Origin of the sequence: Acinetobacter sp. YH12249, from assembly GCF_013417475.1 — a bacterium.
In the GTDB taxonomy this organism is placed as follows: domain Bacteria; phylum Pseudomonadota; class Gammaproteobacteria; order Pseudomonadales; family Moraxellaceae; genus Acinetobacter.
Genome location: NZ_VPDX01000003.1, coordinates 161,626 through 187,699, shown reverse-complemented (window position 1 = coordinate 187,699; position 26,074 = coordinate 161,626). Strand labels below are relative to the sequence as shown.

22 protein-coding genes and 1 pseudogene are annotated in these 26,074 nt (G+C 43.0%); 10 read left to right on the top strand and 13 right to left on the bottom strand.

All coding sequences use genetic code 11. The features are described from left to right. Window positions 1-160: pseudogene (locus FTV25_RS03205) on the top strand (IS4 family transposase); the annotation flags it as partial. Between the two features lie 54 nt (window positions 161-214). Here FTV25_RS03205 and gyrA read toward each other — a convergent pair. From gyrA to FTV25_RS03180, 5 genes are all read right to left on the bottom strand, one after another. After that, window positions 215-3,187, bottom strand: a complete 2,973-nt coding sequence (gene gyrA, locus FTV25_RS03200; RefSeq protein ID WP_180002081.1) for a DNA gyrase subunit A — start codon at window positions 3,185-3,187, stop codon at window positions 215-217. A 257-nt stretch (window positions 3,188-3,444) separates the two neighbouring features. Next, a complete protein-coding gene (locus FTV25_RS03195) occupies window positions 3,445-4,110 on the bottom strand; it encodes a hypothetical protein (RefSeq protein WP_125278449.1) in 666 nt (221 codons plus the stop codon). A gap of 170 nt (window positions 4,111-4,280) precedes the next feature. Then, window positions 4,281-5,213, bottom strand: coding sequence for an electron transfer flavoprotein subunit alpha/FixB family protein (locus tag FTV25_RS03190; RefSeq protein WP_125278450.1), 933 nt, complete (start codon window positions 5,211-5,213; stop codon window positions 4,281-4,283). An 18-nt stretch (window positions 5,214-5,231) separates the two neighbouring features. Continuing rightward, complete coding sequence (locus tag FTV25_RS03185; protein ID WP_159124425.1) at window positions 5,232-5,984, bottom strand: electron transfer flavoprotein subunit beta/FixA family protein; 753 nt, start codon at window positions 5,982-5,984, stop codon at window positions 5,232-5,234. Window positions 5,985-6,497: 513 nt separating this feature from the next. Further along, window positions 6,498-7,103, bottom strand: a complete 606-nt coding sequence (locus FTV25_RS03180) for a LysE family translocator (protein ID WP_180002082.1) — start codon at window positions 7,101-7,103, stop codon at window positions 6,498-6,500. 113 nt (window positions 7,104-7,216) lie between these two features. Between FTV25_RS03180 and FTV25_RS03175 the strand changes: the two genes are divergently transcribed. Then, window positions 7,217-7,711: an Lrp/AsnC family transcriptional regulator gene (locus FTV25_RS03175; protein ID WP_005236726.1), complete on the top strand. Its 495-nt coding sequence runs from the start codon at window positions 7,217-7,219 to the stop codon at window positions 7,709-7,711. 48 nt (window positions 7,712-7,759) lie between these two features. On the opposite strand, the gene FTV25_RS03170 is transcribed toward FTV25_RS03175, so the two are convergent. The 7 genes from FTV25_RS03170 to FTV25_RS03140 all read right to left on the bottom strand — a co-directional run bounded on the left by FTV25_RS03170 (window position 7,760) and on the right by FTV25_RS03140 (window position 13,868). Then, a complete protein-coding gene (locus tag FTV25_RS03170) occupies window positions 7,760-8,134 on the bottom strand; it encodes a hypothetical protein (protein WP_180002083.1) in 375 nt (124 codons plus the stop codon). Window positions 8,135-8,341: 207 nt separating this feature from the next. After that, window positions 8,342-9,232: a site-specific tyrosine recombinase/integron integrase gene (gene xerA / locus FTV25_RS03165; protein ID WP_373683617.1), complete on the bottom strand. Its 891-nt coding sequence runs from the start codon at window positions 9,230-9,232 to the stop codon at window positions 8,342-8,344. Between the two features lie 26 nt (window positions 9,233-9,258). Then, the gene (locus tag FTV25_RS03160) at window positions 9,259-9,876 is read right to left on the bottom strand and encodes an alpha/beta fold hydrolase (RefSeq protein WP_180002084.1); all 618 of its coding nucleotides are present in this window, start codon (window positions 9,874-9,876) and stop codon (window positions 9,259-9,261) included. Between the two features lie 96 nt (window positions 9,877-9,972). Further along, window positions 9,973-10,818 (bottom strand): diaminopimelate epimerase, encoded by an 846-nt coding sequence (dapF, locus tag FTV25_RS03155; protein ID WP_180002085.1) that lies wholly within the window; start codon window positions 10,816-10,818, stop codon window positions 9,973-9,975. A gap of 12 nt (window positions 10,819-10,830) precedes the next feature. After that, window positions 10,831-12,075: a diaminopimelate decarboxylase gene (lysA, locus tag FTV25_RS03150; protein ID WP_180002086.1), complete on the bottom strand. Its 1,245-nt coding sequence runs from the start codon at window positions 12,073-12,075 to the stop codon at window positions 10,831-10,833. Window positions 12,076-12,099: 24 nt separating this feature from the next. Further along, the gene (locus FTV25_RS03145) at window positions 12,100-12,333 is read right to left on the bottom strand and encodes a lipoprotein (RefSeq protein ID WP_005236736.1); all 234 of its coding nucleotides are present in this window, start codon (window positions 12,331-12,333) and stop codon (window positions 12,100-12,102) included. A 131-nt stretch (window positions 12,334-12,464) separates the two neighbouring features. Further along, a complete protein-coding gene (locus tag FTV25_RS03140; RefSeq protein WP_180002087.1) occupies window positions 12,465-13,868 on the bottom strand; it encodes an amino acid permease in 1,404 nt (467 codons plus the stop codon). 321 nt (window positions 13,869-14,189) lie between these two features. Between FTV25_RS03140 and FTV25_RS03135 the strand changes: the two genes are divergently transcribed. Further along, the gene (locus FTV25_RS03135; RefSeq protein ID WP_034701324.1) at window positions 14,190-15,536 is read left to right on the top strand and encodes a sodium:alanine symporter family protein; all 1,347 of its coding nucleotides are present in this window, start codon (window positions 14,190-14,192) and stop codon (window positions 15,534-15,536) included. A 71-nt stretch (window positions 15,537-15,607) separates the two neighbouring features. On the opposite strand, the gene FTV25_RS03130 is transcribed toward FTV25_RS03135, so the two are convergent. Beyond that, the gene (locus tag FTV25_RS03130) at window positions 15,608-16,039 is read right to left on the bottom strand and encodes a hypothetical protein (protein ID WP_159124565.1); all 432 of its coding nucleotides are present in this window, start codon (window positions 16,037-16,039) and stop codon (window positions 15,608-15,610) included. Between the two features lie 188 nt (window positions 16,040-16,227). Here FTV25_RS03130 and radA point away from each other — a divergent pair, with 188 nt between their 5' ends. From radA to FTV25_RS03095, 7 genes are all read left to right on the top strand, one after another. Further along, window positions 16,228-17,616, top strand: a complete 1,389-nt coding sequence (radA, locus tag FTV25_RS03125; protein ID WP_005236740.1) for a DNA repair protein RadA — start codon at window positions 16,228-16,230, stop codon at window positions 17,614-17,616. A 117-nt stretch (window positions 17,617-17,733) separates the two neighbouring features. Beyond that, window positions 17,734-18,738 carry a Tim44 domain-containing protein gene (locus tag FTV25_RS03120; RefSeq protein ID WP_180002088.1) on the top strand — a complete coding sequence of 335 codons (1,005 nt, stop codon included), beginning with the start codon at window positions 17,734-17,736 and terminating at the stop codon, window positions 18,736-18,738. 249 nt (window positions 18,739-18,987) lie between these two features. Next, window positions 18,988-19,512, top strand: coding sequence for a tetratricopeptide repeat protein (locus FTV25_RS03115; protein WP_179992793.1), 525 nt, complete (start codon window positions 18,988-18,990; stop codon window positions 19,510-19,512). Window positions 19,513-19,818: 306 nt separating this feature from the next. Further along, the gene (gene ahcY / locus FTV25_RS03110; RefSeq protein WP_180002089.1) at window positions 19,819-21,201 is read left to right on the top strand and encodes an adenosylhomocysteinase; all 1,383 of its coding nucleotides are present in this window, start codon (window positions 19,819-19,821) and stop codon (window positions 21,199-21,201) included. A gap of 193 nt (window positions 21,202-21,394) precedes the next feature. Next, window positions 21,395-22,231, top strand: coding sequence for a methylenetetrahydrofolate reductase [NAD(P)H] (gene metF, locus FTV25_RS03105; protein ID WP_180002090.1), 837 nt, complete (start codon window positions 21,395-21,397; stop codon window positions 22,229-22,231). Between the two features lie 31 nt (window positions 22,232-22,262). Further along, the gene (locus FTV25_RS03100) at window positions 22,263-22,973 is read left to right on the top strand and encodes a 16S rRNA (uracil(1498)-N(3))-methyltransferase (protein WP_180002091.1); all 711 of its coding nucleotides are present in this window, start codon (window positions 22,263-22,265) and stop codon (window positions 22,971-22,973) included. A gap of 177 nt (window positions 22,974-23,150) precedes the next feature. Further along, the gene (locus FTV25_RS03095) at window positions 23,151-26,027 is read left to right on the top strand and encodes a bifunctional diguanylate cyclase/phosphodiesterase (RefSeq protein ID WP_180002092.1); all 2,877 of its coding nucleotides are present in this window, start codon (window positions 23,151-23,153) and stop codon (window positions 26,025-26,027) included. The last annotated feature ends 47 nt before the right edge of the window (window positions 26,028-26,074 follow it).

The window sequence follows — 26,074 nt, the reverse complement described above, 5'->3', positions numbered from 1 at the left end:
GAGTTTCGCTCAACATTTAGGAAAAACAGGTTGGACAGTTCAACGTTTACTCAGAATAATTCAAGTGAATTTGTTTGAAAGAAAAACTTTAAAAGCTTTATTTTCACCCGATAAAATACCCATAAAACAAGAGGAAGCTCATTTGAGCTTCCTCTTGTGAAAAATTGTGGGACAGCAATGACGCCGAAGCGCCCTTTTTCATCAGTAGCAGAACTTATTCCTCTACTGTATTGTCATCATCTTTTTCAGCTTCTTGTGTATCAGTTACATCATCAGCTGCAGATTCAGTATTTTCAATATCTTCCAATATTTCCAACTCATCTTCAACTGCTTCAATCGCTTCTACACCCACCAGTTTTTCATCTTCAGCCAGACGGATCAGACGAACACCTTGTGCATTACGACCAGTCTGTGCCACTTCAGAAGCACGGGTACGTACCAATGTACCGCCATCAGAAATCAGCATCAGTTCTTTAGATGCGTCAATCGCAACTGCACCGACCAGCTCACCGTTACGTTCTGAGGTCTTGATTGCAATCACACCCTTACCGCCACGTTTCTTGGTTGGGAAGTCATCTACCGGGGTACGTTTACCATAACCATTTGCAGAAGCACACAGCACTTCACCGGTTTCAGGTACAACCACTAGAGATACGATACGACTAATGAAGTTAGCTTCAGTTGTATCTTCATCATCAGATTCAACATCTGCATCTTCTGCATCTTCAACCTGAGAAGCACCGATGGTCACGCGCATACCGCGCACACCTTTGGCTGAACGACCCATTGAACGTACGTCAGTCTCTGCGAAACGAATGGCTTTACCTTCGTTCGAGAACAACATGATTTGCTGTTCACCGTCAGTAATCGCAACACCAATTAAGGTGTCATCGCCATTCAGTTCAATCGCACGTAAACCGTTTGAACGAACATTTGAGAACTGTTCCAGTTCTACACGTTTAATCGTACCGTACTCAGTCGCCATAAACACATAGAAGTTCTTACGAACAGCTTCGGCTTGCTGTGCAAAGTCATTGATGATGTCAGCATCAAGATCAGTGGTTGAAAGTGCTAAACCAAGCTCTTTCAATTGAACACGCAGTGCATCAGAAATATCATCTGCACCATCTTCAGATTCAGCAAGAGCAGCTTCTAGTGCCGCAAAGTGACTATTGATCACTTCATTGGTTTGCAGCTGGGCAGCATTGGTCTTCACAAATGCCTTGAAGTCAGCCAGACGTTCTTTGAATTTCTTCGGTGCATCAATCACTGGCAAGATAGCAGTAATGGTTTCGTTGTCATCCAGCGGCAACAAGTTCACCATTGGGCGACCTTTGGCACCACGCGAAGCTTGTGGCACCTCATAAACTTTCAGGCGATAAACCTTACCGACATTGGTGAAGCAAAGTACCGTAGCATGGTTCGATGTTACAACCATGTGCTGGATGTAATCGTCTTCTTTCATGCTGGTTGCAGACTTACCACGACCGCCACGACGTTGCGCAGCATAGTCAGATAATGGTTGAGTTTTCGCATAACCAGTTTTTGAAACCGTAAGAACCATTTGTTCTTCAGGAATCAGGTCTTCACGAGAGAAGTCGATACGAGACTCAACGATATCTGTTTTACGCGCATCGCCATATTGCTGAAGAATTAGCGCTAGCTCTTCTTTAATCACGTTCATCAATAAGTTGAAGTCATTTAAGATGGCTGTGTATTCAGCAATTTGACCTAAGATTTCAGAATATTCAGCTTGAAGTTTATCCTGCTCAAGACCAGTTAAGCGATGGAGACGTAGTTCCATGATCGCGTTAACTTGAGTCGGAGATAAACGATACACATCGCCATCAATACCAAACGGGCGGTTTGGATCTTCGCCTTCAATTTCATCAGGACGTACAGAAACAGCACCCGCTTTTTCGAGCAAGGCTGCTACACCGCCTGCTGCCCACTCACCTGCTTGCAAACGCTCACGCGCTTCAGCCGGGTTGGCAGAAGTTTTGATGGTTTCGATGATGGCATCAATATTTGCCAGAGCAACGGTTAAACCTTCTAAAATATGACCACGTTCACGTGCTTTGCGCAGTTCGTACATAGTACGACGTGTCACGACTTCTTGACGGTGACGAATAAACGCAGCGATGATGTCTTTCAGATTCATCAATTTCGGCTGGCCATTGTCCAAGCAAACCATGTTAATGCTGAAAGAATTTTCTAACTGTGTATTCTGGAACAGGTTATTGACGATGACTTCAGCATTTTCACCACGCTTCAGGTCAATCGCAATACGCATCCCTTCCTTGTCCGATTCATCACGAAGTTCAGAAATGCCTTCAAGTTTTTTCTCTTTGACCAGCTCGGCGATACGTTCAATCGTTTTCGCTTTGTTGACCTGATAAGGAATTTCTGTGAAGACAATCGTAGTACGGCCAGATTTGGCATCTTCTTCAAAGTGATATTTACCACGAATATGCAAACGGCCTTTACCAGTACGATAGGCATCCACGATACCTGATTTACCGTAAATAATACCGCCCGTTGGGAAATCTGGACCGGAAATGTATTCCATCAAACCTTCGATGCTGATATTTGGATTATCTGCATAAGCCAGACACGCATTCACTACTTCAGTCATGTTGTGTGGCGCCATATTGGTCGCCATACCGACTGCAATACCAGCCGCACCATTCACCAACAGGTTCGGAATACGAGTTGGCATGACTTGCGGAATACGCTCAGAACCGTCGTAGTTATCTTCCCAGTCAACTGTATCTTTTTCCAGATCAGCCAATAACTCATGGGTCAGCTTACGCATACGAACTTCGGTATAACGCATTGCCGCAGCGCTATCGCCGTCGATTGAACCAAAGTTCCCTTGACCATCAACCAGTTGGTAGCGCAGACTAAAGTCCTGAGCCATACGGACAATGGTTTCATAAACAGCATAATCACCATGTGGGTGATATTTACCGATGACATCACCTACAACACGGGCAGACTTCTTGTAAGCTTTGTTGTAGTCATTGCCCAATTCGTGCATTGCGAAAAGCACACGACGATGAACAGGTTTTAGACCATCTCGTACATCCGGCAAGGCACGTGACACAATCACGCTCATTGCATAGTCTAAATACGAGTGCTTGAGTTCATCCTCAATGGCAATCGGTCTAATTTCCGATACGCTCATGCATACTCCTTATTCTACAAGCCAGATTTGGCTTGCATTTATATGTCGTAAATCCAGCTATAAATCGGCTCAAAAAAAAGCTGAACCAATATTAAAATTTAGTCGTACAGTATAGCATAATCTAGGCTAAATTTACCTGTTTCAGCCCCAACTATCCACAGGATTTTTAGTAGAAATTTTAATCACTTCACAATATTTTGATATTAAAAAACCTCTGCTTGCAGAGGTTCATTTTTTTCTTTAAAAAAGCAAGTCACTTAAATATGAAGTTTAGAATCTATATCGGACAAATCATCTTCAGCTATGACCTGACTAGTTGATTTTGTCACAGCACAATCTTGCTTCATTAATGGATAAGCGACCAGGAATAAGCCGATAATAAGCGGAAATTCGTATAGTTCTTCCATCAAATCTTTATAGATAAAATCTGTAAAAATAAAATGAATAAAAAACCGATTATGTTCAATGCCATCAGACATCAGCAAGCCAATGAAAGCTAATATGAGTGCCCAAATTGGAAGTGATACATGCTTAAACTTATAAGCAATTTCTTGACGCAAAGGTGCTAAAAACAGCATAAACACCACGGGTGCAATCACAAGAACCGAAATACCACGGAAATAGATTTTTGGCACTTCCGGGAAATAGTCACGTCCCCAGCTGGTACTTCTACCAAACAGCATAATCCACCATGCAACTGACCAGAGCCAAAATTGTTTTTGACCTTTACTTAATTCAAATGGACGGATATAGAAAAAACTAAATACGGCAAAACCAAACAACATTAATGCTTGAATTGACTCAACTGCTGTAACCGTCATACCGCCTAACAAAGGAAGGTGCAGGCTCGGGAGAAAAGGGAAAATCAAACAGCAGATCATCATTACCAAAATACTGACTGGTAACTGAAAATCAAATTTCACGGACACTCCGCCAAATGGCAAGCTTAATAAAAGTTTAATATTAACACAAAATATACAATAACCAAAATTTCGAGTCAGAAATGGACGACTTGTTAGTTAGATTAATTATTTAGATTAAAAAAAAAGAAAAACGCTCCTAAAGGAGCGTTTTTTTGAAACTGATTCAGAAATTAGATTTTAGAAACCAATTCAGGAATTACAGTGTTCAGGTCACCTACTAACCAGTAGTCTGCTACTGCATTAATTGGAGCTTCTTCATCTTTGTTGATCGCAACGATCACTTTAGATTCTTTCATACCTGCCAAGTGCTGGATCGCCCCAGAGATACCTACAGCGATGTACAGGTCAGGTGCAACGATCTTACCAGTTTGACCAACCTGCATATCGTTAGGAACGAAACCAGCATCAACTGCAGCACGTGAAGCACCTTGAGCAGCGCCAAGTTTGTCAGCTAGTGGATCAAGGATTTTGTGGTAGTTCTCACCAGAACCAACACCACGACCACCAGAAACGACGATACGAGCAGCTGTCAATTCAGGACGTTCAGATTTAACGATTTCTTCGTTAATGAACTTAGAAATACCAGCATCACCAGTAGAAGCAGCAGCTTCAACCGCAGCAGAACCACCTTCAGCAGCAACCGCATCAAATGCAGTACCACGAACAGTTGCAACGATTACTGATTCAGAAGACTCAACAGTTGCAATCGCGTTACCTGCATAGATCGGACGCTTGAATGTATTTGCAGAATCAACAGCGATGATGTCTGTGATCATGCTGACATCAAGAAGTGCAGCAGCGCGTGGCAGAATGTTTTTGCCAGTTGTAGTAGAAGCAGCAAGAATATGGCTATAGCCTTTACCTAATTCTGCAACCAGTTTTGCTACATTTTCAGCCAATTGGTTTGCATAAGCAGCGTCGTCAGCAAGTAAAACTTTGCTTACGCCCGCAACTTTAGCTGCCTGATCAGCAACTGCTTGAGCGCCAGAACCAGCAACCAATACAGTGATATCACCACCGATTTTTTGCGCCGCAGCAACAACGTTTAAAGTAGCAGCGTTAAGTGCTTTGTTGTCGTGCTCAGCGATTACTAAAATACTCATGATTTTTATCCTTCTGTATTAGATCACTTTCGCTTCGTTTTTCAATTTTTCTACAAGCTCGTCTACAGACTTCACTTGTACGCCAGCTTTACGCTCTGCAGGAGATTCAACTTTTACTGTTTTCAGTTTAGTTGTAGTAGTTACACCGAAATCTGCAGGTGACTTGGTATCAAGCGGTTTTTTACGCGCTTTCATGATGTTTGGAAGAGCTGCATAACGTGGCTCGTTCAAACGTAAGTCAGTAGTTACGATCGCTGGAAGTGATAATTCAACAGTTTGTAGACCACCGTCGATTTCACGAGTCACTTGTACTTTGTCGCCTTCAACTTTAACTTCTGAAGCGAATGTACCTTGACCTGCACCTAGAAGTGCACCAAGCATCTGACCAACCTGGTTAGAGTCGTCATCAATTGCTTGTTTACCAAGAAGGATCAATTGTGGTTGTTCAGCTTCAACAACACCTTTTAGAATTTTAGCAACTTCTAGCGCACCTAGCTGGCTGTCATCAGCTTCAACCAGAATACCGCGGTCAGCACCAAGCGCCATTGCAGAACGGATTTGTTCTTGCGCTTCTTTAGGACCAATAGAAACAACAACGATTTCTGAAACAGTTCCTTTTTCTTTTAAACGAACCGCTTCTTCCACCGCGATTTCACAGAATGGGTTAATTGACATTTTAACGTTTGTTAAGTCAACACCACTGTTGTCCGGCTTAACGCGAACCTTAACGTTGGCATCAACCACACGTTTTACAGCAACAAGAGCCTTCATGTAATCCTCGGCTGTTTTAGCAAATGTAAATGTTGAGAAAAGTTATAATAACTCTTCACTTAAATTTTTTTAGGTGCCCTATCTTGCAATGTGCACGGCATTTCGGTCAAGTCACAATTCAGCAAAGAGCTGTAAAAATGCGTAATTTTCCTTGAACGATGCGTTCACAATTAATCCGTATCGATTTATTACAATGAATTTTATCAATATTTAATAAAATTTAACCTTTGATTTTTATTATGTTTTTATTTGATGAAACACATCAGAACTTTTGATTTTTGCTTATTAAATGCACAAATCCGTCCTGAGATTTGTGGAAAATGACTTATATTTAAAAATGACCGCTTTGGTCAGTTTGGACATAATAGAGAATTGTTCATCATTTATTCTGCATATCTGCTCAATTTACTCCGCTTTATTTTGTTGGCAGGTCTAAAAATCGGGTTGTCATCAATCTATAAATATAAAAAAAGCATACCGGGAGCAGTATGCTTTTTTAAAATACGCCATTGCTTAATTAATAATTAACCAGCTTGCAGCAAGGGCAAGTAAACCACCTGAGGTGCCATCAACCCATTTCTGTTTACGCTCATCAATTTGTGTATTGCGGATAATTCTGCTGAACAGAATGCTGAGAGCACAATAAACAATGAAAATCATGCCGATAAAAATAAAAGAGAGAATTAAGCCTTGGCTTACAGTATTTCCGCTTTTATCGATAAACTGCGGCAAGATCGCAAAATAGATCAGCATGCCTTTAGGATTGAGTAAGGCCGTAAAGAAGCCTTTTTTCACTGGATTAGCACTGGTCTTTTTCTCAATTTTCATTGAATTTTTGCTAAATACTGATTTCAACAGGCTACAAGCCAGATAGAGCAAATAAGCAATACCCAACCAGCGAATCGCCTCAAACAATACCGGAAAAGACACGATAATCGCTGCGATTCCTATTGCTACCAAAATGGAATGTACCAGATAACCTGAACAAATCCCGATAGTTGCCATCATGCCTGCTTTTGCATCTTTACCCATCACTTGAGACAGGATAAACAGCATATCTGGTCCAGGTGTAAAAATCAGGGGGAGCACGGTCAGTGCAAAAAGTGCAAATACAGACATTTCCTTTTTCCTTTGAATCTTCGGAAAGTGGAATTAGTATCTGCGAATTTTTACAAAATAGGCTTTCAATTTATTTTATAATAAGTATTATTTTTCGAATTATATTCTAATTTATGAAAATATCTTCCAAATCTGTGCGAGTAAAACTTGATCGAATTGATAAAAATATCATTCATCACTTGCAAGCCAATGGCCGTATTCAGAATAACGATCTGGCGCGGGAAATTGGACTATCCCCTTCTTCCTGTCTGCGTCGGGTAAAATTGCTTGAAGATGCGGGCGTAATCCAGAATTACACCACCATTGTCGATTCACAAAAAATCGGTTTTCAACTGATTCTATTTTCACGGATCTGGCTGGTCGGTCAGGATGCAGAAACCATTGATACTTTTATCGAGGCGATGAAAGAACTGCCTCAAGTGATGGAGTGCTATATCATTCTGGGTGAATGTGATGCGATGTTAAAAGTTGTGGTGCCTGATCTGGAAAGTTACCGTAAATTCCAGTCCACACATTTGACCAAGAAAAATGGCATTACCAGTGTCAAAACAGATTTACCCAGCCAGATTATCAAGCAAAGTTTTCAGTTACCCTTGGATGACTTATAAAATATTTTAGCAATAAAAAAGGATGACCTTAGTCATCCTTCATGTTCATTAAACTTGCAGAAAGTCACGATGCACATGACTCAGTTCAATCAGTTCATAAGACTTCAGATCGAAAATATTCCAAATTTCGAGCGCATCTTCTTTCAGGTCAACAGCTTTACTGGCTCGCTGCGTGGTCTGCCATTGCAGATCAGAAATCCATAGATAATACTGGTCTGTCTCAGGATTATAAGCCTGTATTTTCCCTTCTGCATTAATCCCTTGCACAATTGCCCCTTCAGGGAGAACGGCTTCAATAGTGGGCAAGCTAATCTCAACAAAATGTTTGATCTGGCGTAAACCATAACCCGCGAACATGTCTTTTTGAGCTGGGCTTAACTGCGCATACTTTTGTTGTATATCCGGGATAATTGCTGTGTCCATAAAAATTCCAGTATCGAGATCGCTGATTTTCTTTTAAAAATTGATTACTATTTATACTTATATCCGAAAACAGCCATTTGAAAAATAAGACAATAGTGAAATATCTTTCCAACAGTCTGTTCAGGTCATATTTTGAGCATGATACATGAAAGTTTTATGCCATGAATCCTAATCATCCGACAAGCGGAAGAAAACTTTATATTTTCCCTATTCTTTATGCTGTGCCCGCGGATGCGCCTGATCGTAAATTTGCGCAAGTCGATCAAAATCAATATGAGTATAAATTTGTGTAGTACTCAAATTGCTATGCCCCAACATTTCCTGAACGGCACGAAGATCACCGCTATTCGACAGCATATGACTGGCAAAACAATGCCGCAATAAATGCGGATGCAGGTCAACATTAACCCCTGCACGCTGCGCCTGAAACTTGACCCGGTTTTCAATTTGCCGTGCACCGAGCGGATTGCCTTTTTGGGTGATAAATACATTCGCGTCAGGTACAAAATCACCATTCCAGAGCGGATAAATTTTTAGCCATTCCATCAGACTGTCTTTGGCTTTTGAACCAAAAGGCACTACCCGGGTTTTATTGCCTTTACCAGTAATACGCAAGAGCTGACGATTAAAATCAACATCCTTGATTCTTAAGCTCTGAATTTCTGCCAAACGTAAACCACTGGAATAGAGTAATTCCAGAATCGCCTTGTCTCTCAACCACATTTGCTGCTGCGCTTCGGTTTCTGGAGCCGGCTGGTCCAGAATCTGGTTCACAGTTTCAATATCCACCATACCCGGCAAAGGACGTGACTGACGTTTCAACTGAAAATCATCAGCCGGATTAAATGCCAGATACTGCGCCTGCTCTGCCCATTTCATGAACTGGCGAATCGAAGAAAGCATCCGTTGCAAGCTACTTGAACTTAATCCGTGCTGCTCGACTTTTTCAGCCAGAAATTGACGTAAATCTGTGGCTTCCACATCATTGAGTGCCAGTCGTTGTACTGCGCAGAACTCCAGAAAATCAGCCACATCACGTTCATAGGCCTGCAAGGTATGTTTAGACTGGTTCTGGATCTCACGTTCTTTGAGCCAGATTCCGAGCAAGTCTTTTGCAGAAAGCTTTACTTGCTCCATTCAATTGACTCCAGCCAGGCTTCAATCAGTTCTGCGGTCTGTACCGGATGAGTCGCCGCAAAGAAATGATCCCCGTTTTGAATTATATGCAGGTTTGCATGTTTCAAATTTTGCATTAAGCATTGCCCCACCTGAACGGTACTTAAAGAGTCTTGATCACCCCAGATCAATAGAACAGGAATCTCAAGATTGCTTAATTGCTCCAGACTAAACACGGTTTGATCTTGTAAAAACCAGTCAGGAACAGCCTTAAACTGCTCGCGATAATCTATCCGCCAGTCAGCACAACCGAACTGTGATAGATCCACACCACCAGAAGTTGCCAGTAACACCAGTCCTTTGACTTTCTGTGGATGATGTAGTGCAATTCCAACTGCAAGAACTCCCCCCATGGACTGGGCAACCAGAATCGAATCATCCTCAATCTGCTCTGTGATGAGTTCCTGCAGATCATGAAGATTTTGAATAGTTGAATTTGGTTCTACCCCATCGAAGCCCGGATATGTCAATATTTTTGTAGATTGATCTGTTTTTAAATGAGCCAACAACGGCTGCCAAAAGCCTTGGCTGCCTGATGCACCCGGTAAAAACACAAGCTGATTCATAGCAGTGTTGTGATATCAATTAAATATGGAATTCATCCTATCATAAAAAAAGCACCGTACTATGTGCGGTGCTTTTTAGAGAAATAAATGTTGGGATTAACCCTGGAAGTAGCGCAAGTCCAGACGGCCTTCATAAACATTGGCGGTCGGACCTGTCATCCAGACTACATCACCTTCTTTCCATTCAATCTGCAATTTACCACCCGCAAGTTCAATCTCGACCTTGCTAGATAATAAACCACGGCGCATACCAGACACTGCTGCAGCACAGGCACCTGTACCACAAGCCAGTGTTTCGCCTACACCACGCTCATAAACACGTAAACGGGCATGCTTTTCATCAATAATCTGCATAAATCCAGCATTAACGCGTGCCGGGAAACGCACATGAGATTCCACCTGTGGACCAATTTTAGCTACATCGGCAGTTAACACATCCGGAACAATCGTCACTGCATGTGGATTACCCATATTCACCACATCAATCGTCAGTTTCTCACCACCCGCCAGATCGATGTCATACAGATTTTCCGGTTCTTCTGCCACAAATGGAATTTCCTGAGGCAGGAATTTTGGATAACCCATATTCACTCGCACCCAGCCGTTGGCACCAAGTTCAGGCTCTACAAATCCAGCTTTGGTCTGTACCTTGATTTTGGTTTTAGTGGTCAATTGACGTTCATGCACGAAACGGGCAAAACAGCGTACACCATTGCCGCACTGCTCAACCTCAGAACCATCTGCATTAAAAATACGGTATTTAAAATCTGCACTTGGAATATCAGGCGGCTCAACAATCAAGAGCTGGTCAAAACCCACACCGAAGTTACGATTCGCAAGACGCTGAATAGTGAGAGTATCCAGATAAGCACGCTGGCTAATCAGGTCTACCACCATAAAATCATTGCCTAGGCCATGCATCTTGGTAAATTCAAGCAACATTAATTAGTCTCCTTAAGGCAATAAACGCTCACGTTCCCAAAGTGATTCAACCGTTTCACGTTCACGAATCAGATGAGCCTGATCACCATCCACCATCACTTCAGCAGCACGACCACGACTGTTGTAGTTCGAACTCATTACGAAACCGTATGCACCAGCCCCAAGAACTGCCAGCACATCATTTTCTTTAATGGCAAGCTCACGTTCCTTACCCAGAAAATCGCCAGTTTCACAGATTGCGCCCACCACATCCCATTCTTTTGTTTCCACATCTGTACGCGGTGTCACAGATTGGATATCCATCCAAGCTTCATATAAAGCAGGACGAATCAGGTCATTCATCGCGGCATCAATGATGGCAAAGTTACGGTGATTGGTTGGTTTCAGCAAATCCACTTTGGTCAGTAACACGCCTGCATTCGCTGAAATACTACGACCCGGCTCCATATACACTTTCAAACCCAGTTTTTCTAAAGCAGGACGCATGGCATTGGCATATTCTTCAACCGATGGCGGTGTTTCATCTTTATATGTCACACCCAGACCACCACCGATATCGATGTGTTTCAAGTTGATGCCCATGTCTTTCAGCTTGTCGATCATGTCAATCACACGATCCAGCGCATCAACAAAAGGCTGGGTTTCAGTCAACTGTGAACCGATATGACAGTCAATCCCGACCACTTCAAGATTTGGCAATGATGCTGCATAAGCATAGGTATCAAATACGCTATCTGATGGAATACCAAATTTGTTTTCTTTTAAACCAGTGGAAATATATGGATGGGTTTTGGCATCGACATCCGGATTAACACGTAGTGAAATAGGCGCTTGAACATTAAGTTCAGCCGCTACTTTCTGAATACGGTCTAATTCGGCATAAGATTCCACGTTAAAGCAAGCGATGCCTACTTCCAATGCCTTTTTAATATCTGCTTCTGATTTACCCAGGCCCGAGAATACGATTTTCGAAGGTTCACCGCCGGCTTTCAATACACGAGCCAGTTCACCACCAGTCACGATATCGAAACCAGCACCTTGCTTGGCCAACACATTCAATACCGCAAGATTAGAGTTTGACTTTACCGCAAAACAGATTTGATGATCGATAAAGCTAAAAGCACGGTCCATATCCAGGTAATGCTTTTCAAAAGTTGCTTTTGAATAAACATAAAGTGGTGTGCCAAATTGCTCTGCGAGCTGTTGCAGTGAACATTGCTCAGCATGCAATACCCCATTAATGCGGGTGAAACTCATGAATGTATCCTTTCTCTGAAAGTCTTAAGGAGATGGTGTTGAATCGGATTCAGCAGGTGCTTCAAACTGCTGCTTGACCGGCGCATCCTGTTGTTCATCTGATACTTGCGGTGCAGATTCAGTATTTTTATAGAGTAAATACTTGGCACGTTTATCGTAGTTTGGATCATTTGGAAGATGTAAAGCTCCCGACTGCCCACAACCGACCAAGGCAAAACCGACTGTAATTAAACTGATGTAGCAAATGACCTGACGCATCTGACCACCTATATGAGTATTTTCGATGAAGTATAACGCGATCATCCGTATGACCAAAGCGCTAAACGCTAGAGAGTATATTCAGACATAAAAAAACGCCAGCAGATCGCTGACGTTTTTATTGATATGGATTATTTATGTTTCTGTTTATAGAAGCCTAAATATCCAATAATCAGCAAAATGAACCAGACCGGACTGACCATCAAGGCACGACGGGTATCATCTTCCAGCGATAACACACCAATCATACCAACAAAGAAAATAATGACGATCCAGCAAGTCACCAACCCACCAGGCAACTTGAATATGGATTTAGCATGCAATTCCGGACGGGTACGGTAATAGATCATGTAGCTCCAGATAATGATCAGCCATACACAGATAAACAGAATAGTCGACAAAGTTGTTGCCAAAGTAAATGCTTCAACCGTATTCGGCACGAAGTACTGTAATGCTGCACCGAGCAATAAACAGATCGCAGAGAAATACAAAGCATTCGCTGGAACGGCGCGCGAATTCAAACGACCAAAGGCTTTCGGTGCCTGTTCTTCACGAGATAAACCGAACAACATACGGCTGGTTGAGAACACTCCACTATTCATCGATGACATTACTGATGACAGCACTACCAGGTTCATGATGATTGCAGCCGCCGCAATACCTGCCTGACTGAACAGATTCACAAACGGAGAAACATTTGGATTGATCTGATCCCATGGTGTTACTGACATCACAATGATCAGAGCCAGCACATAGAAAATAATAATACGGATCGGAATCGAGTTCACCGCTTTCGGCAAGTTACGCTCTGGATCTTTGGTTTCAGCAGCCGTAGTACCGACCAGCTCTACACCTACAAAGGCGAAAATCGCAATCTGGAAACCAGCCAGGAAACCCATAGTTCCTGTCGGGAATAAACCGCCATGATCCCAGATATGGGCAAATGAAGCGACCGTACCTGCATCATTAGTAAAGCCAGTAAAGATCATCCATAAACCTACGGCGATCAGTACAATAATGGCGATAATCTTGATCAAAGCAAACCAGAATTCCATTTCGCCAAACAGTTTCACGGTTGCCAGGTTCAAGCCCATGATGAATACAATAGAGGCAATACTGATCAGCACGCCTTCGCCTGGAGTAAATGGCAGACCGTTATTAAAGAATTGCAAGTAATAGATAATGGCTGACAGATCCGCGATACCAATCGTGATCCAGCATAACCAGTAGGTCCAGCCGACAAAATAACCTGCCCACGGCCCGATCAGATCGGTGGCAAAATCAATGAAAGATTTATATTGCAGATTGGATAACAGTAATTCACCCAACGCGCGCATGACTAGAAACACCATAAAACCGATGATCATATAGATCACCAGAATGGATGGTCCTGCCAGGCTAATGGTTTTCCCTGAACCCATAAACAGGCCGGTGCCAATCGCACCCCCAATGGCAATTAACTGCAGGTGCCGGTTGGATAAACTACGCTGTAGCTCACCATCTTCCGATGATGAGTGACTATATTTTTCTGACATTATTTCATTTCAACTTTGAGTTTTAATCGCGACAAATTAACGTAAAAAACATGGAATACAAAAAGAAAATTCGCATCATTTGTATTTTCCAACTAATCTTGCAAGTTAATTTATTTTTCTTATATCAATATTCATTTATCTTTAGTCTTAGTTTTAAGGCGCAATGAATACAGGATTTTTCTTGTCAAAGCGCTGAAACTATGTAAAAAATAGAATACAAATCCGCCAATATTCGCGTTTAGGATGAGCGCGCATGGCATAGCAATTGCTTTTCAATCAACATCTCAAATAAAGCTGACACGGATAAATAAGAAGAAATTTATGCAAAATTTACAAAGCATCATGGAAACCGTCAGTGGCTGGGTCTGGGGCCCATATATGCTGGTCCTCATTGTCGGTACCGGTATATTCCTGACCTTCCGCCTGCTGTTCTGGCAGTTCCGCATGTTGCCACTGGCCTTTAAACAGGTTTTTGGCAAACACCCTTCGCATGAAGGCGATATTTCCCAGTTTGGCTCACTCATGACCGCACTGTCAGCTACCATCGGTACCGGTAATATTGCCGGTGTCGCAACTGCCTGTGTGCTGGGTGGTCCTGGGGCCGTATTCTGGATGTGGATGACTGCCCTGTTCGGAATGGCAACCAAATATGGCGAAGGTGTACTGGCCGTCAAATACCGGGTTAAAAATGAACGCGGTGAAATGTCTGGCGGTCCAATGTATTACATTGAGCGTGGCCTGAAATGGAAATGGCTGGCGCTGATCTTTGCGTTCTTTGGTGCTGTCGCATCTTTCGGAATTGGTAGTTCAGTTCAGTCCAACACTGTTGCACTTGCAGTAGAAAATGGTTTCGGTCTGGAAACCTGGGTTACAGGGATCGTGATCACTGCGTTTTCTGCACTGGTAATTCTAGGCGGGATTAAGTGGATTTCTAGAGCTGCTTCCTTCATCGTTCCAATTATGGCGATTGGTTATGTGGCGGGGGGTCTGATCATTATTTTCACCCATCTCGATTTAGTGGGTCCTGCACTAAAAATGATTTTCACCTATGCTTTTACTGGTGAAGCTGCCGTAGGTGGTGCGATTGGTGCGGCGATTCGTTATGGTGTCGCGCGTGGTGTATTCTCAAATGAAGCTGGTATGGGTTCAGCACCGATTGCCGCAGCTGCTGCAAAAACCGATCACCCTGCACGTCAAGGCTTGGTTTCCATGACCGGAACCTTTATTGACACGATTATTGTCTGTTCGATTACCGGTATTGTCCTAGTGATGGGCTTCATCATGGCCGGCAGTGATTTTGGTGGACAAACCGGTGCTGTTCTGACCGTTTCTACATTTAACAAACTGCTGCCAGGTGTTGGTGGCTGGATTGTGACCTTCGGCATTATCTTCTTCGCCTATTCCACCATTTTAGGCTGGAGCTACTACGGGGAAAAATGTGCCACTTATCTGCTCGGTGAGAAATTTGTATTCCCTTATCGCATCATCTATATCCTGTCAGTATTTATTGGCTGTGTCGCGACACTAGATCTGGTCTGGCTGTTTGCAGATACCTTCAACGGTTTGATGGCGATTCCAAACTTGATCGGCCTGTTACTGCTGTCTGGAGTGATCGTGAAAGAATCCAAAGATTTTATTGCTCGCCGTAAATCAGGTGAATTGTATTAATAAAATTTAAAACCCTTAATAAAAAAGCCACTTTCTAGTGGCTTTTTTATTATTTAAGTTTGCTAAAAATATCAGTTCACACGGCCAGAAAATTCATCGTCATCATCATGAGCTTGATTTAGATTTAAGAACTCTTCACGATCGGCTTCAATTTCCAGCGCAGTTTCTAGAGATAATACAAAGAACAGCACTCCCGGAATCTTCATTTCCCCTTCGGCATCTTCAAGATGTTCACTAACCATTTGGTAAATTGGATTAGCTTCATCAAATGGCACATCGACATAAAGATCACCCGAATAACTTTCAATTACGCCAGGCTGTTCTATCCCCATACAGGGTGCAAAATTAATTTGGCGTTGCTCCAGCCATTCCATCAGGTTCTGACGCAAATGATAGGACTCAGCATCGACATTTTCATGTTCGTAATTTTCAAAATGTACAAATAATACATCACGGTCTTTTTCACGTGCGATCGCATCGATATGTTTTAAAAGTTGTGGCATGTCAGGTTTCCTGTACCCGTGATGAATTTTCTCATTATAGGAGGTATTTCACTTTCATGTAGAAAGGTTAATCCATATGCGTCATATGCTGACGTAAATCAGTGACTTTTTCAGCCAAAGGTCTTGGTTTTCAGTCTCATTCACCGCTATGCTGTAGCCCCCATTCCCAATATTTATTTTCGGAAATTATGGCTAAAGCAAAAAGTGTGTATCGTTGTGAACAATGTGGAGCAGACCATCCTAAATGGGCAGGTCAGTGTTCTGAATGTGGGGAATGGAACAGTCTGGTAGAAGTCAGTATTGCGCCAGCAACGACACATCGTGCTCAGCCAAAAATTGGAGGTTATGCCGGTCAGGCAGCAGCGATTACCACCTTAAACAAAGTCTCCGTTTCACATGAAACCCGGTTGCAAACAGGGATTGGTGAGTTTGACCGAGTCTTAGGCGGTGGTCTCGTTACAGGTTCTGTGGTGCTGATTGGTGGTGACCCGGGGATTGGTAAGTCAACTATCCTATTGCAAACCGCAACCCATATGGCAGCAGGCAATAGCTCTGCCCTGTATGTGACAGGTGAAGAATCTTTATCTCAGGTGGCATTACGCGCCCAGCGTCTGGACTTACCAACTAACCAACTGAAAGTCATGGCAGAAACCTGTGTGGAACGCATTTGCGAGGTGCTTGCACAGGAACGTCCTGCTGTTGCGATTTTGGACTCGATTCAGACTTTATATACCGAAACCTTGCAGTCTGCACCAGGTGGTGTGTCACAGATTCGTGAATCTGCAGCCCTACTGACCCGTTTCGCCAAAAATAGCGGCACTGCCCTGTTTATTGTTGGTCACGTGACCAAAGAAGGTGCCTTAGCAGGTCCGCGTGTATTGGAACATATGGTGGACTGTGTGCTGTATTTTGAAGGCCAGTCGGATTCTCGTTACCGTATGATCCGCGCAGTCAAAAACCGTTTCGGTGCAGTCAATGAACTTGGCGTCTTTGGCATGACCGATAAAGGTCTGCGCGAAGTCGCCAATCCATCTGCCATTTTCCTCAGTCGTTATGATGAAGCGATTCCAGGTTCCATCGTCATGATTAGCCGTGAAGGAACTCGCCCACTCCTGGTTGAAGTTCAGGCTTTGGTCGATGATGCCCATGGCCAGCCACGCCGTGTAGCCTTAGGTTTAGAACAGAATCGTCTGAATATGCTACTGGCTGTAATGCATCGTCATGGTGGCGTACAAACATCCGGTCAGGATGTCTATGTCAATATCGTCGGTGGTTTAAAAATTACCGAAACCGGTTCTGACCTGGCTGTACTTTTAGCCTGTGCATCCAGTATCCGGACTAAAGCCTTGCCTCAGCAACTCGCTGTTTTTGGTGAAGTTGGTCTTTCTGGTGAAATTCGTCCGGTGCCGAATGGTCAGGAGCGTCTGAAGGAAGCCGTTAAACACGGTTTTAAATATATTATTTTACCGCGTGCCAATGCACCGCAAAAACCGATTCCCGGCGTACAGGTCATTGCTGTAGCCCGATTGCATGAAGCCCTGAGTGAAGCCATGAGCCTAAGTGATGAACTCAGTTAGTTTTAATCGATAAATCTTGCAAAAAGCTTAAAAAAATACACATTTTTGATTGAAATCCCCTATAAAGCCTATATAAATAGAGTATTCAAATAAGTTTTTTTCACATAGGAAAATTGAATGGAAGTTCGACAGCGTGGTTTGGTTGCAGGTCTTTTAACAGCAGCATTACTGGTTGCTCCTTTAACTGCTGAAGCAAAACGTGCCGGTGGCGGTAAAAGCCATGGTATGCAACGTTCTGCTGCGCCTACTCAATCTTATCAACAACCTCGTCAAGCTGCGCCAGCACAACAGGCTCCAGCCGCTGGTGCTGCAACTCAGCAAAGATCTGGTCCAGGTGTAGGTAGTATGGTTGCTGCCGGTGTAGCAGGTGCTGCAGTGGGTGCAGTTGCTGCCAATGCGCTGGCTGATGACAAAGAAGTACAAGCGGCTTCTGAAGCTCAAGCAGCTCAACAGCAACAAGAGGAAAAAGGTGGTATTCCTGGCTGGATCTGGATCTTGCTTGCTGCCGCTGTTGCCTTCTTCATTTTCCGTAAGATGGGCGCAAAAAAAAAAGTAGCTTCTAATCCGTATGCCCCAAATAGTGGTGTTGGTCATTCAGCACCATTTGGTCAGACACCTCCTCGCGGTGGTGACAACACCAATATTTTTGGTCAGAACGTGGGTGGTAGCACACCAAGCACAAATGCTCCGTTTGGTTCAGCTCCGGTAAATAACGCGCCATTTGGTGCAGCCTATACTAATAGCGGCAACCAGCTTCCAGATGGAACAGAACCTGCGACTTTCTTACGTGTTGCACGTCAGCGCTTCAACCACATTCAGTCAATGAATACGGCGAGCAACATTTCAGAAATTAAACGTTACCTGACCCCTGATCTTTACCAGTCGATGTATAACGATATTATGGCAAATCAGGATCAGGACGTAGCTGAGTTCTCTAACCTGAATGCAATGGTTGTGGATTCATCGAATGAGAATGGTCAATACGTAGTAAGCGTACGCTTCACTGGTACTGTAAGTGAAGACTTGAATAGCCAACCTCAACCGTTTGCTGAAATCTGGCACTTTGTCAAACCTGCCGGTTCTCAACAAGATTGGGTGGTTGCAGGAATCCAGCAAGACTAAATTCTTATCTCATTAATCGTATATCAACAGCGGCTTTCGGGCCGCTGTTTTGCTTTCTGAATCATTGAAAACTATTTAAATTTATTCTTGCTCTCTTTCTATTCATTTTATTGTTATTCTCCTAAACAAATAGCTTAGTTTGCGTGTTTTAAGCGCTTTCAGTCGACTTTTATACAAAAGCCAGTTTTCGGATTGGCTTTTTTATTTTGAACCTTTTAATCTAAATACAAATATATTTGAGATACTGACATGACTGAGCGTGTTTCTCCCCCTGCCACGCTGGCAAACCGCGCACTGGCAGGCAATGCCGAAGCCCAATTTGAGCTTGCCGAGCTCTATATGCAAAGCGAGCATGACGAAGACATCATGCTGGCCGAAGAGTGGGCATTGAAAGCAGCCAATGGTGGCTGGGTTGAAGCCATGTACTGGCTCGGTGAGGGTTATACGGTTTATGCCAAAGAAATCGCTGAGGAAGACCCAGAAGATTCTAAAGCTCACTTTGAGTTAGCCTATTACTGGTTGAGTAAAGCCAATTTCGAAAAACACCCTGCAGCGACTTTAGAACTGGCTGGTTTTTACCGTCGTGGTGATGTGGTCGAAAAAGATGTTGAAAAATCTATCGCTCTTGTAAAGCAAGCAGCTGAATGGGGTGAAGTTCAAGCCATGCGTGATCTTGCCTTTATTTATGCCAATGGTCTTGGTGTGGCCGCTGATGACATACAGGCAGATTACTGGACTAAGAAAGCAGATGAAATTGAGCAGGACATAGAATAAATAACAAGCCCGTCAGATGATGGGCTTTTTTACGAGAATAAAACTTTATTTCAGTCTTCAAATATCAGGATATTTCTCAAAATATTTTCAAAATTTTATTATTAGTTAGATAATAAACAATTTCGGATTGGAACCAAATTAATTTCCAAGTACAATACCTCGCTAGTCGAGGGATGCTGCGACGTTTTACAGGTACGAAATGTAAAAGCGCCAGGCTCGACGATCGGTCCAACTTTTTCTAGACAGACCAACAACGGCATCCGCGAACTGAATGATCAATTATTGTTTTTTTATAAGGAGATCGTGATGAACGCGGTTAATGCTTCATTTACAGATTATAAAGTTGCTGATATTTCCCTAGCTGACTACGGCCGTAAAGAAATCAAACTTGCAGAAGCTGAAATGCCAGCCCTAATGGGTTTGCGTAAACGCTACTCAGCTGCTAAACCGCTTGCTGGTGCCAAAATTCTTGGCTGTATCCACATGACTATTCAAACTGCGGTTTTAATTGAAACTCTGGTTGAATTAGGCGCTGAAGTTCGCTGGACTTCTTGCAACATCTTCTCTACTCAAGACCATGCTGCTGCTGCAATCGCTGCACGCGGTATTCCTGTATTTGCATGGAAAGGCGAAACAGAAGAAGAATACATGTGGTGTCTTGAACAACAGATTAATGTCAATGGCAAACCTTGGGATGCCAATATGATTCTGGATGATGGCGGTGATTTGACAGCTGTTGTTCACGAAAAATATCCTGAACTGATTGCAAAAATTCACGGGATTACTGAAGAAACAACTACAGGTGTAGCACGTCTTCTGGAAATGTGGAAAGACGGCTCTCTGAAAGTTCCTGCGATCAACGTCAACGATTCAGTAACCAAGTCTAAAAACGACAACAAATACGGTTGCCGTCACTCTCTAAATGATGCGATCAAACGTGCAACTGACATGCTGCTTTCTGGCCGTCGTGCATTAGTGATCGGCTATGGTGACGTAGGTAAAGGTTCTGCTCAGTCTCTTCGTCAAGAAGGTATGATCGTACGTGTATCTGAAATCGATCCAATCTGTGCGATGCAAGCATGCATGGACGGTTATGAAGTGGTTTCTCCGTACAAAAACGGTGTTCAAACTGGCAAGAAAGAAGATGTGAACGTTGATCTTCTTCAAAATACCGACCTGATCGTGACTACAACTGGTAACTACCACGTATGTGACGCTGCGATGCTAGATACACTGAAAGCTGGCGCAGTGGTTTGTAACATCGGTCACTTCGACACTGAAATCGATACCAACTACCTACGTAGTTATAAATGGGTTGAAGTGAAACCTCAAGTACACCAAGTATATCGTTCAGAAAATGAAAATGATTACCTGATCCTGCTTTCTGAAGGTCGTCTGGTGAACCTGGGTAATGCAACTGGTCACCCATCACGTGTGATGGACGGTTCATTTGCGAACCAAGTATTGGGTCAAATGCACCTGTTCGCTGAGAAATTTGCGGATCTTCCTGAAGATCAAAAACAAGCAGCGATTCGTGTAGAACTGCTTCCTAAGAAATTAGACGAAGAAGTTGCTGCTGCAATGGTTGCCGGTTTCGGTGGTGTGCTGACTCAATTGACTCCAGAACAGGCAGATTACCTAGGCGTACCTGTTGAAGGTCCATTCAAGTCTGATGCTTATAAATATTAATATCCCTCACCCCATCCCTCTCCCTTAGGGAGAGGGTGACCATCCAAATTATTTTCAATGAAGTTTTAATGACTTCAAGTGAAAAAAATATGGGCTTAAACCCTGCATAATTCAGTAATGAATTCTCCTCTCCCTTTGGGAGAGGTCAGGGAGAGGGTGATAAGTAAAAAGTATTTATAAAAAGGATTTGAACATGTCTAAACAGATTCCAATTTCTTTTGAGTTTTTCCCGACTAAAACTGATGCGGGTGCGGAAAAGCTCAAAACCGTACATCAAGAACTACAACTGCTGAATCCAGAATTCTTCTCTGTGACTTATGGGGCGGGTGGTTCAACACGCGAACGTACCCTGTACACCATTGAGGAATTTAATGGTAAAGGCACACCGGTTGCCCCTCACCTGTCTTGTATCGGTGATGACAAGGCACGTATTGCTGAACTGTTAGATATCTATAAAGCACAAGGTATTGACCGTATTGTTGCCCTGCGTGGTGACTTGCCATCTGGTCAGGTGGGCCTAGGTGAACTGCCATATGCACAGGATCTAGTTCGCTTTATCCGTGAACATTCAGGTGACCACTTCCATATTGAAGTTGCCGCTTATCCTGAAATGCATCCACAAGCAGACAGCTTTGATAAAGACATTCAGCACTTTGTGGATAAAGTAAATGCTGGTGCCAATGCTGCATTAACGCAATTCTTCTTTAACCCGGATGCATACTTCTACTTTGTAGACCGTATCCAGAAAGCAGGCATTGATATTCCAGTAGCGCCAGGCATCATGCCGATTACCAATGCCAGCAACCTGATTCGCTTCGCAGATGGTACAGGCGCAGAAATTCCACGCTGGATTCGCAAGCAACTGGCAACTTATGGGGATGACACTGCAAGCATTAAAGCCTTTGGTCATGAAGTCGTCGTAAAATTCTGCGAACGCCTGATTGCTGGCGGTGCACCGAGCCTGCATTTCTACACCATGAATACCACTGATCCAACCCGTCAACTTGTTAAAGACCTCGGTCTTGCATAAGTAAAATACCTGATTTGAGAGTAAAACTTTAATGCCACGTTTTTTTATTGAAGCTGATTTAGCAGTAGATACCACTGTAGAACTGACTGAAACAGTGTTTCATCATTGGGTTAAAGTTTTACGTGCTCAAGTCGGCGAAAAAGCCACCCTGTTTAATGGACAAGGTGGTGAATATGAAGTTGAACTGGTTGAAGTTTCCAAAAAGTCGGCTGCTGTACAGGTCAATAGTTACAACCCTACGGATCGCACACCCAAATTTAAGGCTTTGCTTGGCCAGGTCATGAGTAAAGGTGACCGCATGGATTATGCGATCCAGAAAGCGGTCGAACTGGGTGTATCTGAAATTCAGCTTTTAACCTCTGAACGCTGTGAGATGCGCCTGAAATACGACCGCAACCAGAAAAAACTGGATCATTGGCAAGGTGTGGCGATTGCCGCTTGCGAACAGTGTGGAATGAATATTGTTCCTAAAATTTTAGCGCCAATGTCACTTGAAAAATGGCTGGAAACTGATCTTCCTACTACCAAACTGGTGCTAGCGCCAAATAAAGAAGAAATTGATGTTCTGGTGAATGCCACGCCGGATATTGCCTTGCTGATTGGCCCTGAAGGCGGCTTGAGTGAAGCAGAAATCCTAGCGGCGAATGCGCAAGGCTTTGTCAATTGGTGTATTGGTGAACGTGTCCTGCGTACCGAAACTGCTCCTGTCGTTGCCCTCTCAATTTTAAATTACACTATTTAAGCGGTCAAAATTGTAAAATTTAGTTATTAATTTTATTGATTTTTATTTATAAGCGCTCTACTCTTGAGTCAATAATAATGAAACACATATTGATTGATTTAAGAATCATTCAAGCTTGAATAAAAATTAAAATCTAGGATAAAAACCGTTCAGGACGAATACAAGGCACTTAATTATATGATTGATAATCAAGAGGCTTATATCAAAGAGCACTTGCATCGTGCTCAGATTGCGAACACGCTTCGACATAGCCGATATTTTCTGTTAAGTATCATGATTATTTGCCTCTATATTTTCTGTGTTTATCACATTCAATATAGCTTATCGAATAGTTACTTTAATCTCTGGTTTATCCTGACTGAAATTACCGTCAGCATGTGCTGGCTCATCAATACCCTGTATTTTAAGCCTGAACAATATCAACTAAAAAATGCGCATTACTGGTTACAAATTCAGAGCCTTGCGGTAGGTTGCTGTATCGCTTCCGGTATTTCCCTGATTTATTATTACTTGCCGCAGGCCAATATTAATTTTGATGAAATAGAAGCACTGACTCTATCAGCCTTGCTATTAATAGTGACTCAAGCTTTCGGTCTGACTTATTTAACCCAGAAGCTCAGTTATTTTTCACTGGTATTTTTGCCTTCATTGGTACCCTTTTTACTCTTTCAATTTTTTCATATTTCTGGTGCCAATCCGGTCTTTGGTCTAGCTCTAAATTTTGCAGTTATTGTGATCCTGCTCTGTGCCAATAGTACCTATCGTATTCACACACGTACTTCCCGCCTTTATGCGGAAAATGAATTACTGGTGAGCAATGCCGAACAGCAGGTCGCCTGGACGGATGAACTGTGCAAACAGTTACAGACTGAAGTCAATAAATCAAAAGATATCGAACTGGAGCTACAGCTCAGCAATCAGTTACTGGAACAGAAAGTTCGTGAACGTACTTATGATATCGAACAGATTAATATTGATCTGAAAAACCAGCAGCAAAACCTTGAGCTGACCCATGAAATCGCCGGTATCCGTCCATGGGACTGGAATATCAAAGACCGCAGTATTTTGCTGACCAATCATAAAGATGAGAAGGTACAACGGAAATCCAGTGAGCATCATTTGCAGTTACAACATATGATTCATCCCGATGATCTGGCTGCATTCAAAAGCAATATGAAACAGCATCTGCGTGGGAAAACTGAGCGCTATGAAGTAACTTACCGGATTCAGCAAGCGCCGGGAGTCTGGAGTTGGGTACATGATGTAGGTCGGGTGATCAGTCGCGATCCCGAAACTCACCGTCCTTTACGCATGGTGGGAATTTTGCGTGATATTCAACAGGAACGTAGTTCTCAAGAACGCCTGAAACTGGCAGCCAGTGTAATTGAGCAAGCAGCTGAAGGGATCTTCATCCTAAATGATGAATTACGTTATATCGAAGTGAACCCTTATTTCGAAAATTTGTCCGGTTTTGAACGTAATGAAATTCTAGGTAAATATCTATTTGATATTACTGCGAGTCATAAGTCACAGCAGCGCAGCATTCATTCCAATATCATCAAACAAGTTGTGAAAATCGGTTCTTTTGATGGCGAACTGAGTGAGAAATTCCTGTCTGGCAAAGAGATGCCACTCTGGTTACATATCAATGCAATTACCGATGATGAAGGCCGTATCACTCACTATATCGGCATTGTCTCTGATCTGACTGAGCGTAAATTACAGGAACAGCGCCTGTCTTATCTGGAAAATTACGACACACTGACTGATTTACCGAACCGTTTTTACTATAACTACCAGCTGCATCAATATCTGATGACGCAAAAAGATTCCATCAAGAAAATGGCGGTGATCCGACTCAATATCGATCGTTTCCGTCCATTGAATGAATATCTGTCTAATAATGGCGGTGATGAGCTGTTGCGTCAGGTGGCACAACGCTTACGTCTGACCAATGCTGAAGCTCTATTTGTTGCTCATCTAAATGGCGATGACTTTGCGATTTTGTATGAAATCTCGCATATTCGCCCTTCTGTACAAGAACATTGTCAACGTATTGCTGAAGCTTTCCAGGCTCCTTTCCATATTTTCGGCCAAGATTATGTGATTACCCTGTCGATGGGTGTAGCCTTCTATCCAGATCATGGTCGTCAGTTAGACTATTTAAATAACTGTGCAGAACAGGCGCTGAGTGAAGCCAAAAATCTAGGCGGGAATACTATCCATTTTTACTCCAATGAAAATACAGCTTTGCTAGAGCAAGGAATTTTCATTGAACGCGATCTGCGTAAAGCCATCCAAAATGGCGAACTCGTAGTTTATTATCAGCCGAAAATTAATTTCAATGACCAGCATATTTATGGCTTTGAAGCTTTAGTGCGCTGGAAACATCCAGAAAAAGGCATCATCCCACCTAGCTTGTTTATTCCTTTAGCCGAACAGACCAGCCTGATTTCCGAGATCGGCCGTCTGGTGATTCAGCAAACTGCCAAACAGATTCGTGAATGGAATGATCTTGGCTTTCATAATATCTGTGTCTCTGTGAATATCGTGGCACAGCAACTGCGTCGTGGTCAGTTACTCGATGATCTGGATCAGGCCATTAGCGAAAACCAGATTTCTGGCACCAGTCTGGAACTGGAAATTACTGAATCTTCACTGATTGAAAACTCTGAATCTGTCAAAAATCTGCTGAACCAGATCAAGCAGCGCCAGATTAATATCTCGCTGGATGACTTCGGAACCGGTTATTCTTCTTTGTCCTATCTTGCCGATTTTCCTATTGACATTCTCAAAATTGACCGCAGTTTTGTCTCTAAAATTGGCGAACATAAACAGGAAGCGATTGTCAGCGCCATGGTTGCGATGGGTAAAGCCATGGGCATGACTGTCGTCGCTGAAGGTATTGAAACTGAAGAACAGCTGCAATATCTGCGTGATTTAGATTGTGATATTGCCCAAGGCTACTTCTTCTCCAAGCCATTGCCGGAACTGGAAGCAACTGCATATTTAGAACAGAATCGCGTCGCTGAAACTTATATATATCAAGTCTAAGTCTATATCTACCTCGAATAAGATTGTCGCAAAAATGGTCGACTTTG

Bases quoted from the DNA above. Each gene is read 5' to 3' on its own strand.
- gyrA (WP_180002081.1), bottom strand. From the start codon at position 3,187: ATGAGCGTATCGGAAATTAGACCGATTGCCATTGAGGATGAACTCAAG.
- FTV25_RS03190 (WP_125278450.1), bottom strand. From the start codon at position 5,213: ATGAGTATTTTAGTAATCGCTGAGCACGACAACAAAGCACTTAACGCT.
- FTV25_RS03185 (WP_159124425.1), bottom strand. From the start codon at position 5,984: ATGAAGGCTCTTGTTGCTGTAAAACGTGTGGTTGATGCCAACGTTAAG.
- FTV25_RS03180 (WP_180002082.1), bottom strand. From the start codon at position 7,103: ATGTCTGTATTTGCACTTTTTGCACTGACCGTGCTCCCCCTGATTTTT.
- FTV25_RS03175 (WP_005236726.1), top strand. From the start codon at position 7,217: ATGAAAATATCTTCCAAATCTGTGCGAGTAAAACTTGATCGAATTGAT.
- FTV25_RS03170 (WP_180002083.1), bottom strand. From the start codon at position 8,134: ATGGACACAGCAATTATCCCGGATATACAACAAAAGTATGCGCAGTTA.
- FTV25_RS03160 (WP_180002084.1), bottom strand. From the start codon at position 9,876: ATGAATCAGCTTGTGTTTTTACCGGGTGCATCAGGCAGCCAAGGCTTT.
- dapF (WP_180002085.1), bottom strand. From the start codon at position 10,818: ATGTTGCTTGAATTTACCAAGATGCATGGCCTAGGCAATGATTTTATG.
- lysA (WP_180002086.1), bottom strand. From the start codon at position 12,075: ATGAGTTTCACCCGCATTAATGGGGTATTGCATGCTGAGCAATGTTCA.
- FTV25_RS03145 (WP_005236736.1), bottom strand. From the start codon at position 12,333: ATGCGTCAGGTCATTTGCTACATCAGTTTAATTACAGTCGGTTTTGCC.
- FTV25_RS03140 (WP_180002087.1), bottom strand. From the start codon at position 13,868: ATGTCAGAAAAATATAGTCACTCATCATCGGAAGATGGTGAGCTACAG.
- FTV25_RS03135 (WP_034701324.1), top strand. From the start codon at position 14,190: ATGCAAAATTTACAAAGCATCATGGAAACCGTCAGTGGCTGGGTCTGG.
- FTV25_RS03130 (WP_159124565.1), bottom strand. From the start codon at position 16,039: ATGCCACAACTTTTAAAACATATCGATGCGATCGCACGTGAAAAAGAC.
- radA (WP_005236740.1), top strand. From the start codon at position 16,228: ATGGCTAAAGCAAAAAGTGTGTATCGTTGTGAACAATGTGGAGCAGAC.
- FTV25_RS03120 (WP_180002088.1), top strand. From the start codon at position 17,734: ATGGAAGTTCGACAGCGTGGTTTGGTTGCAGGTCTTTTAACAGCAGCA.
- FTV25_RS03115 (WP_179992793.1), top strand. From the start codon at position 18,988: ATGACTGAGCGTGTTTCTCCCCCTGCCACGCTGGCAAACCGCGCACTG.
- ahcY (WP_180002089.1), top strand. From the start codon at position 19,819: ATGAACGCGGTTAATGCTTCATTTACAGATTATAAAGTTGCTGATATT.
- metF (WP_180002090.1), top strand. From the start codon at position 21,395: ATGTCTAAACAGATTCCAATTTCTTTTGAGTTTTTCCCGACTAAAACT.
- FTV25_RS03100 (WP_180002091.1), top strand. From the start codon at position 22,263: ATGCCACGTTTTTTTATTGAAGCTGATTTAGCAGTAGATACCACTGTA.
- FTV25_RS03095 (WP_180002092.1), top strand. From the start codon at position 23,151: ATGATTGATAATCAAGAGGCTTATATCAAAGAGCACTTGCATCGTGCT.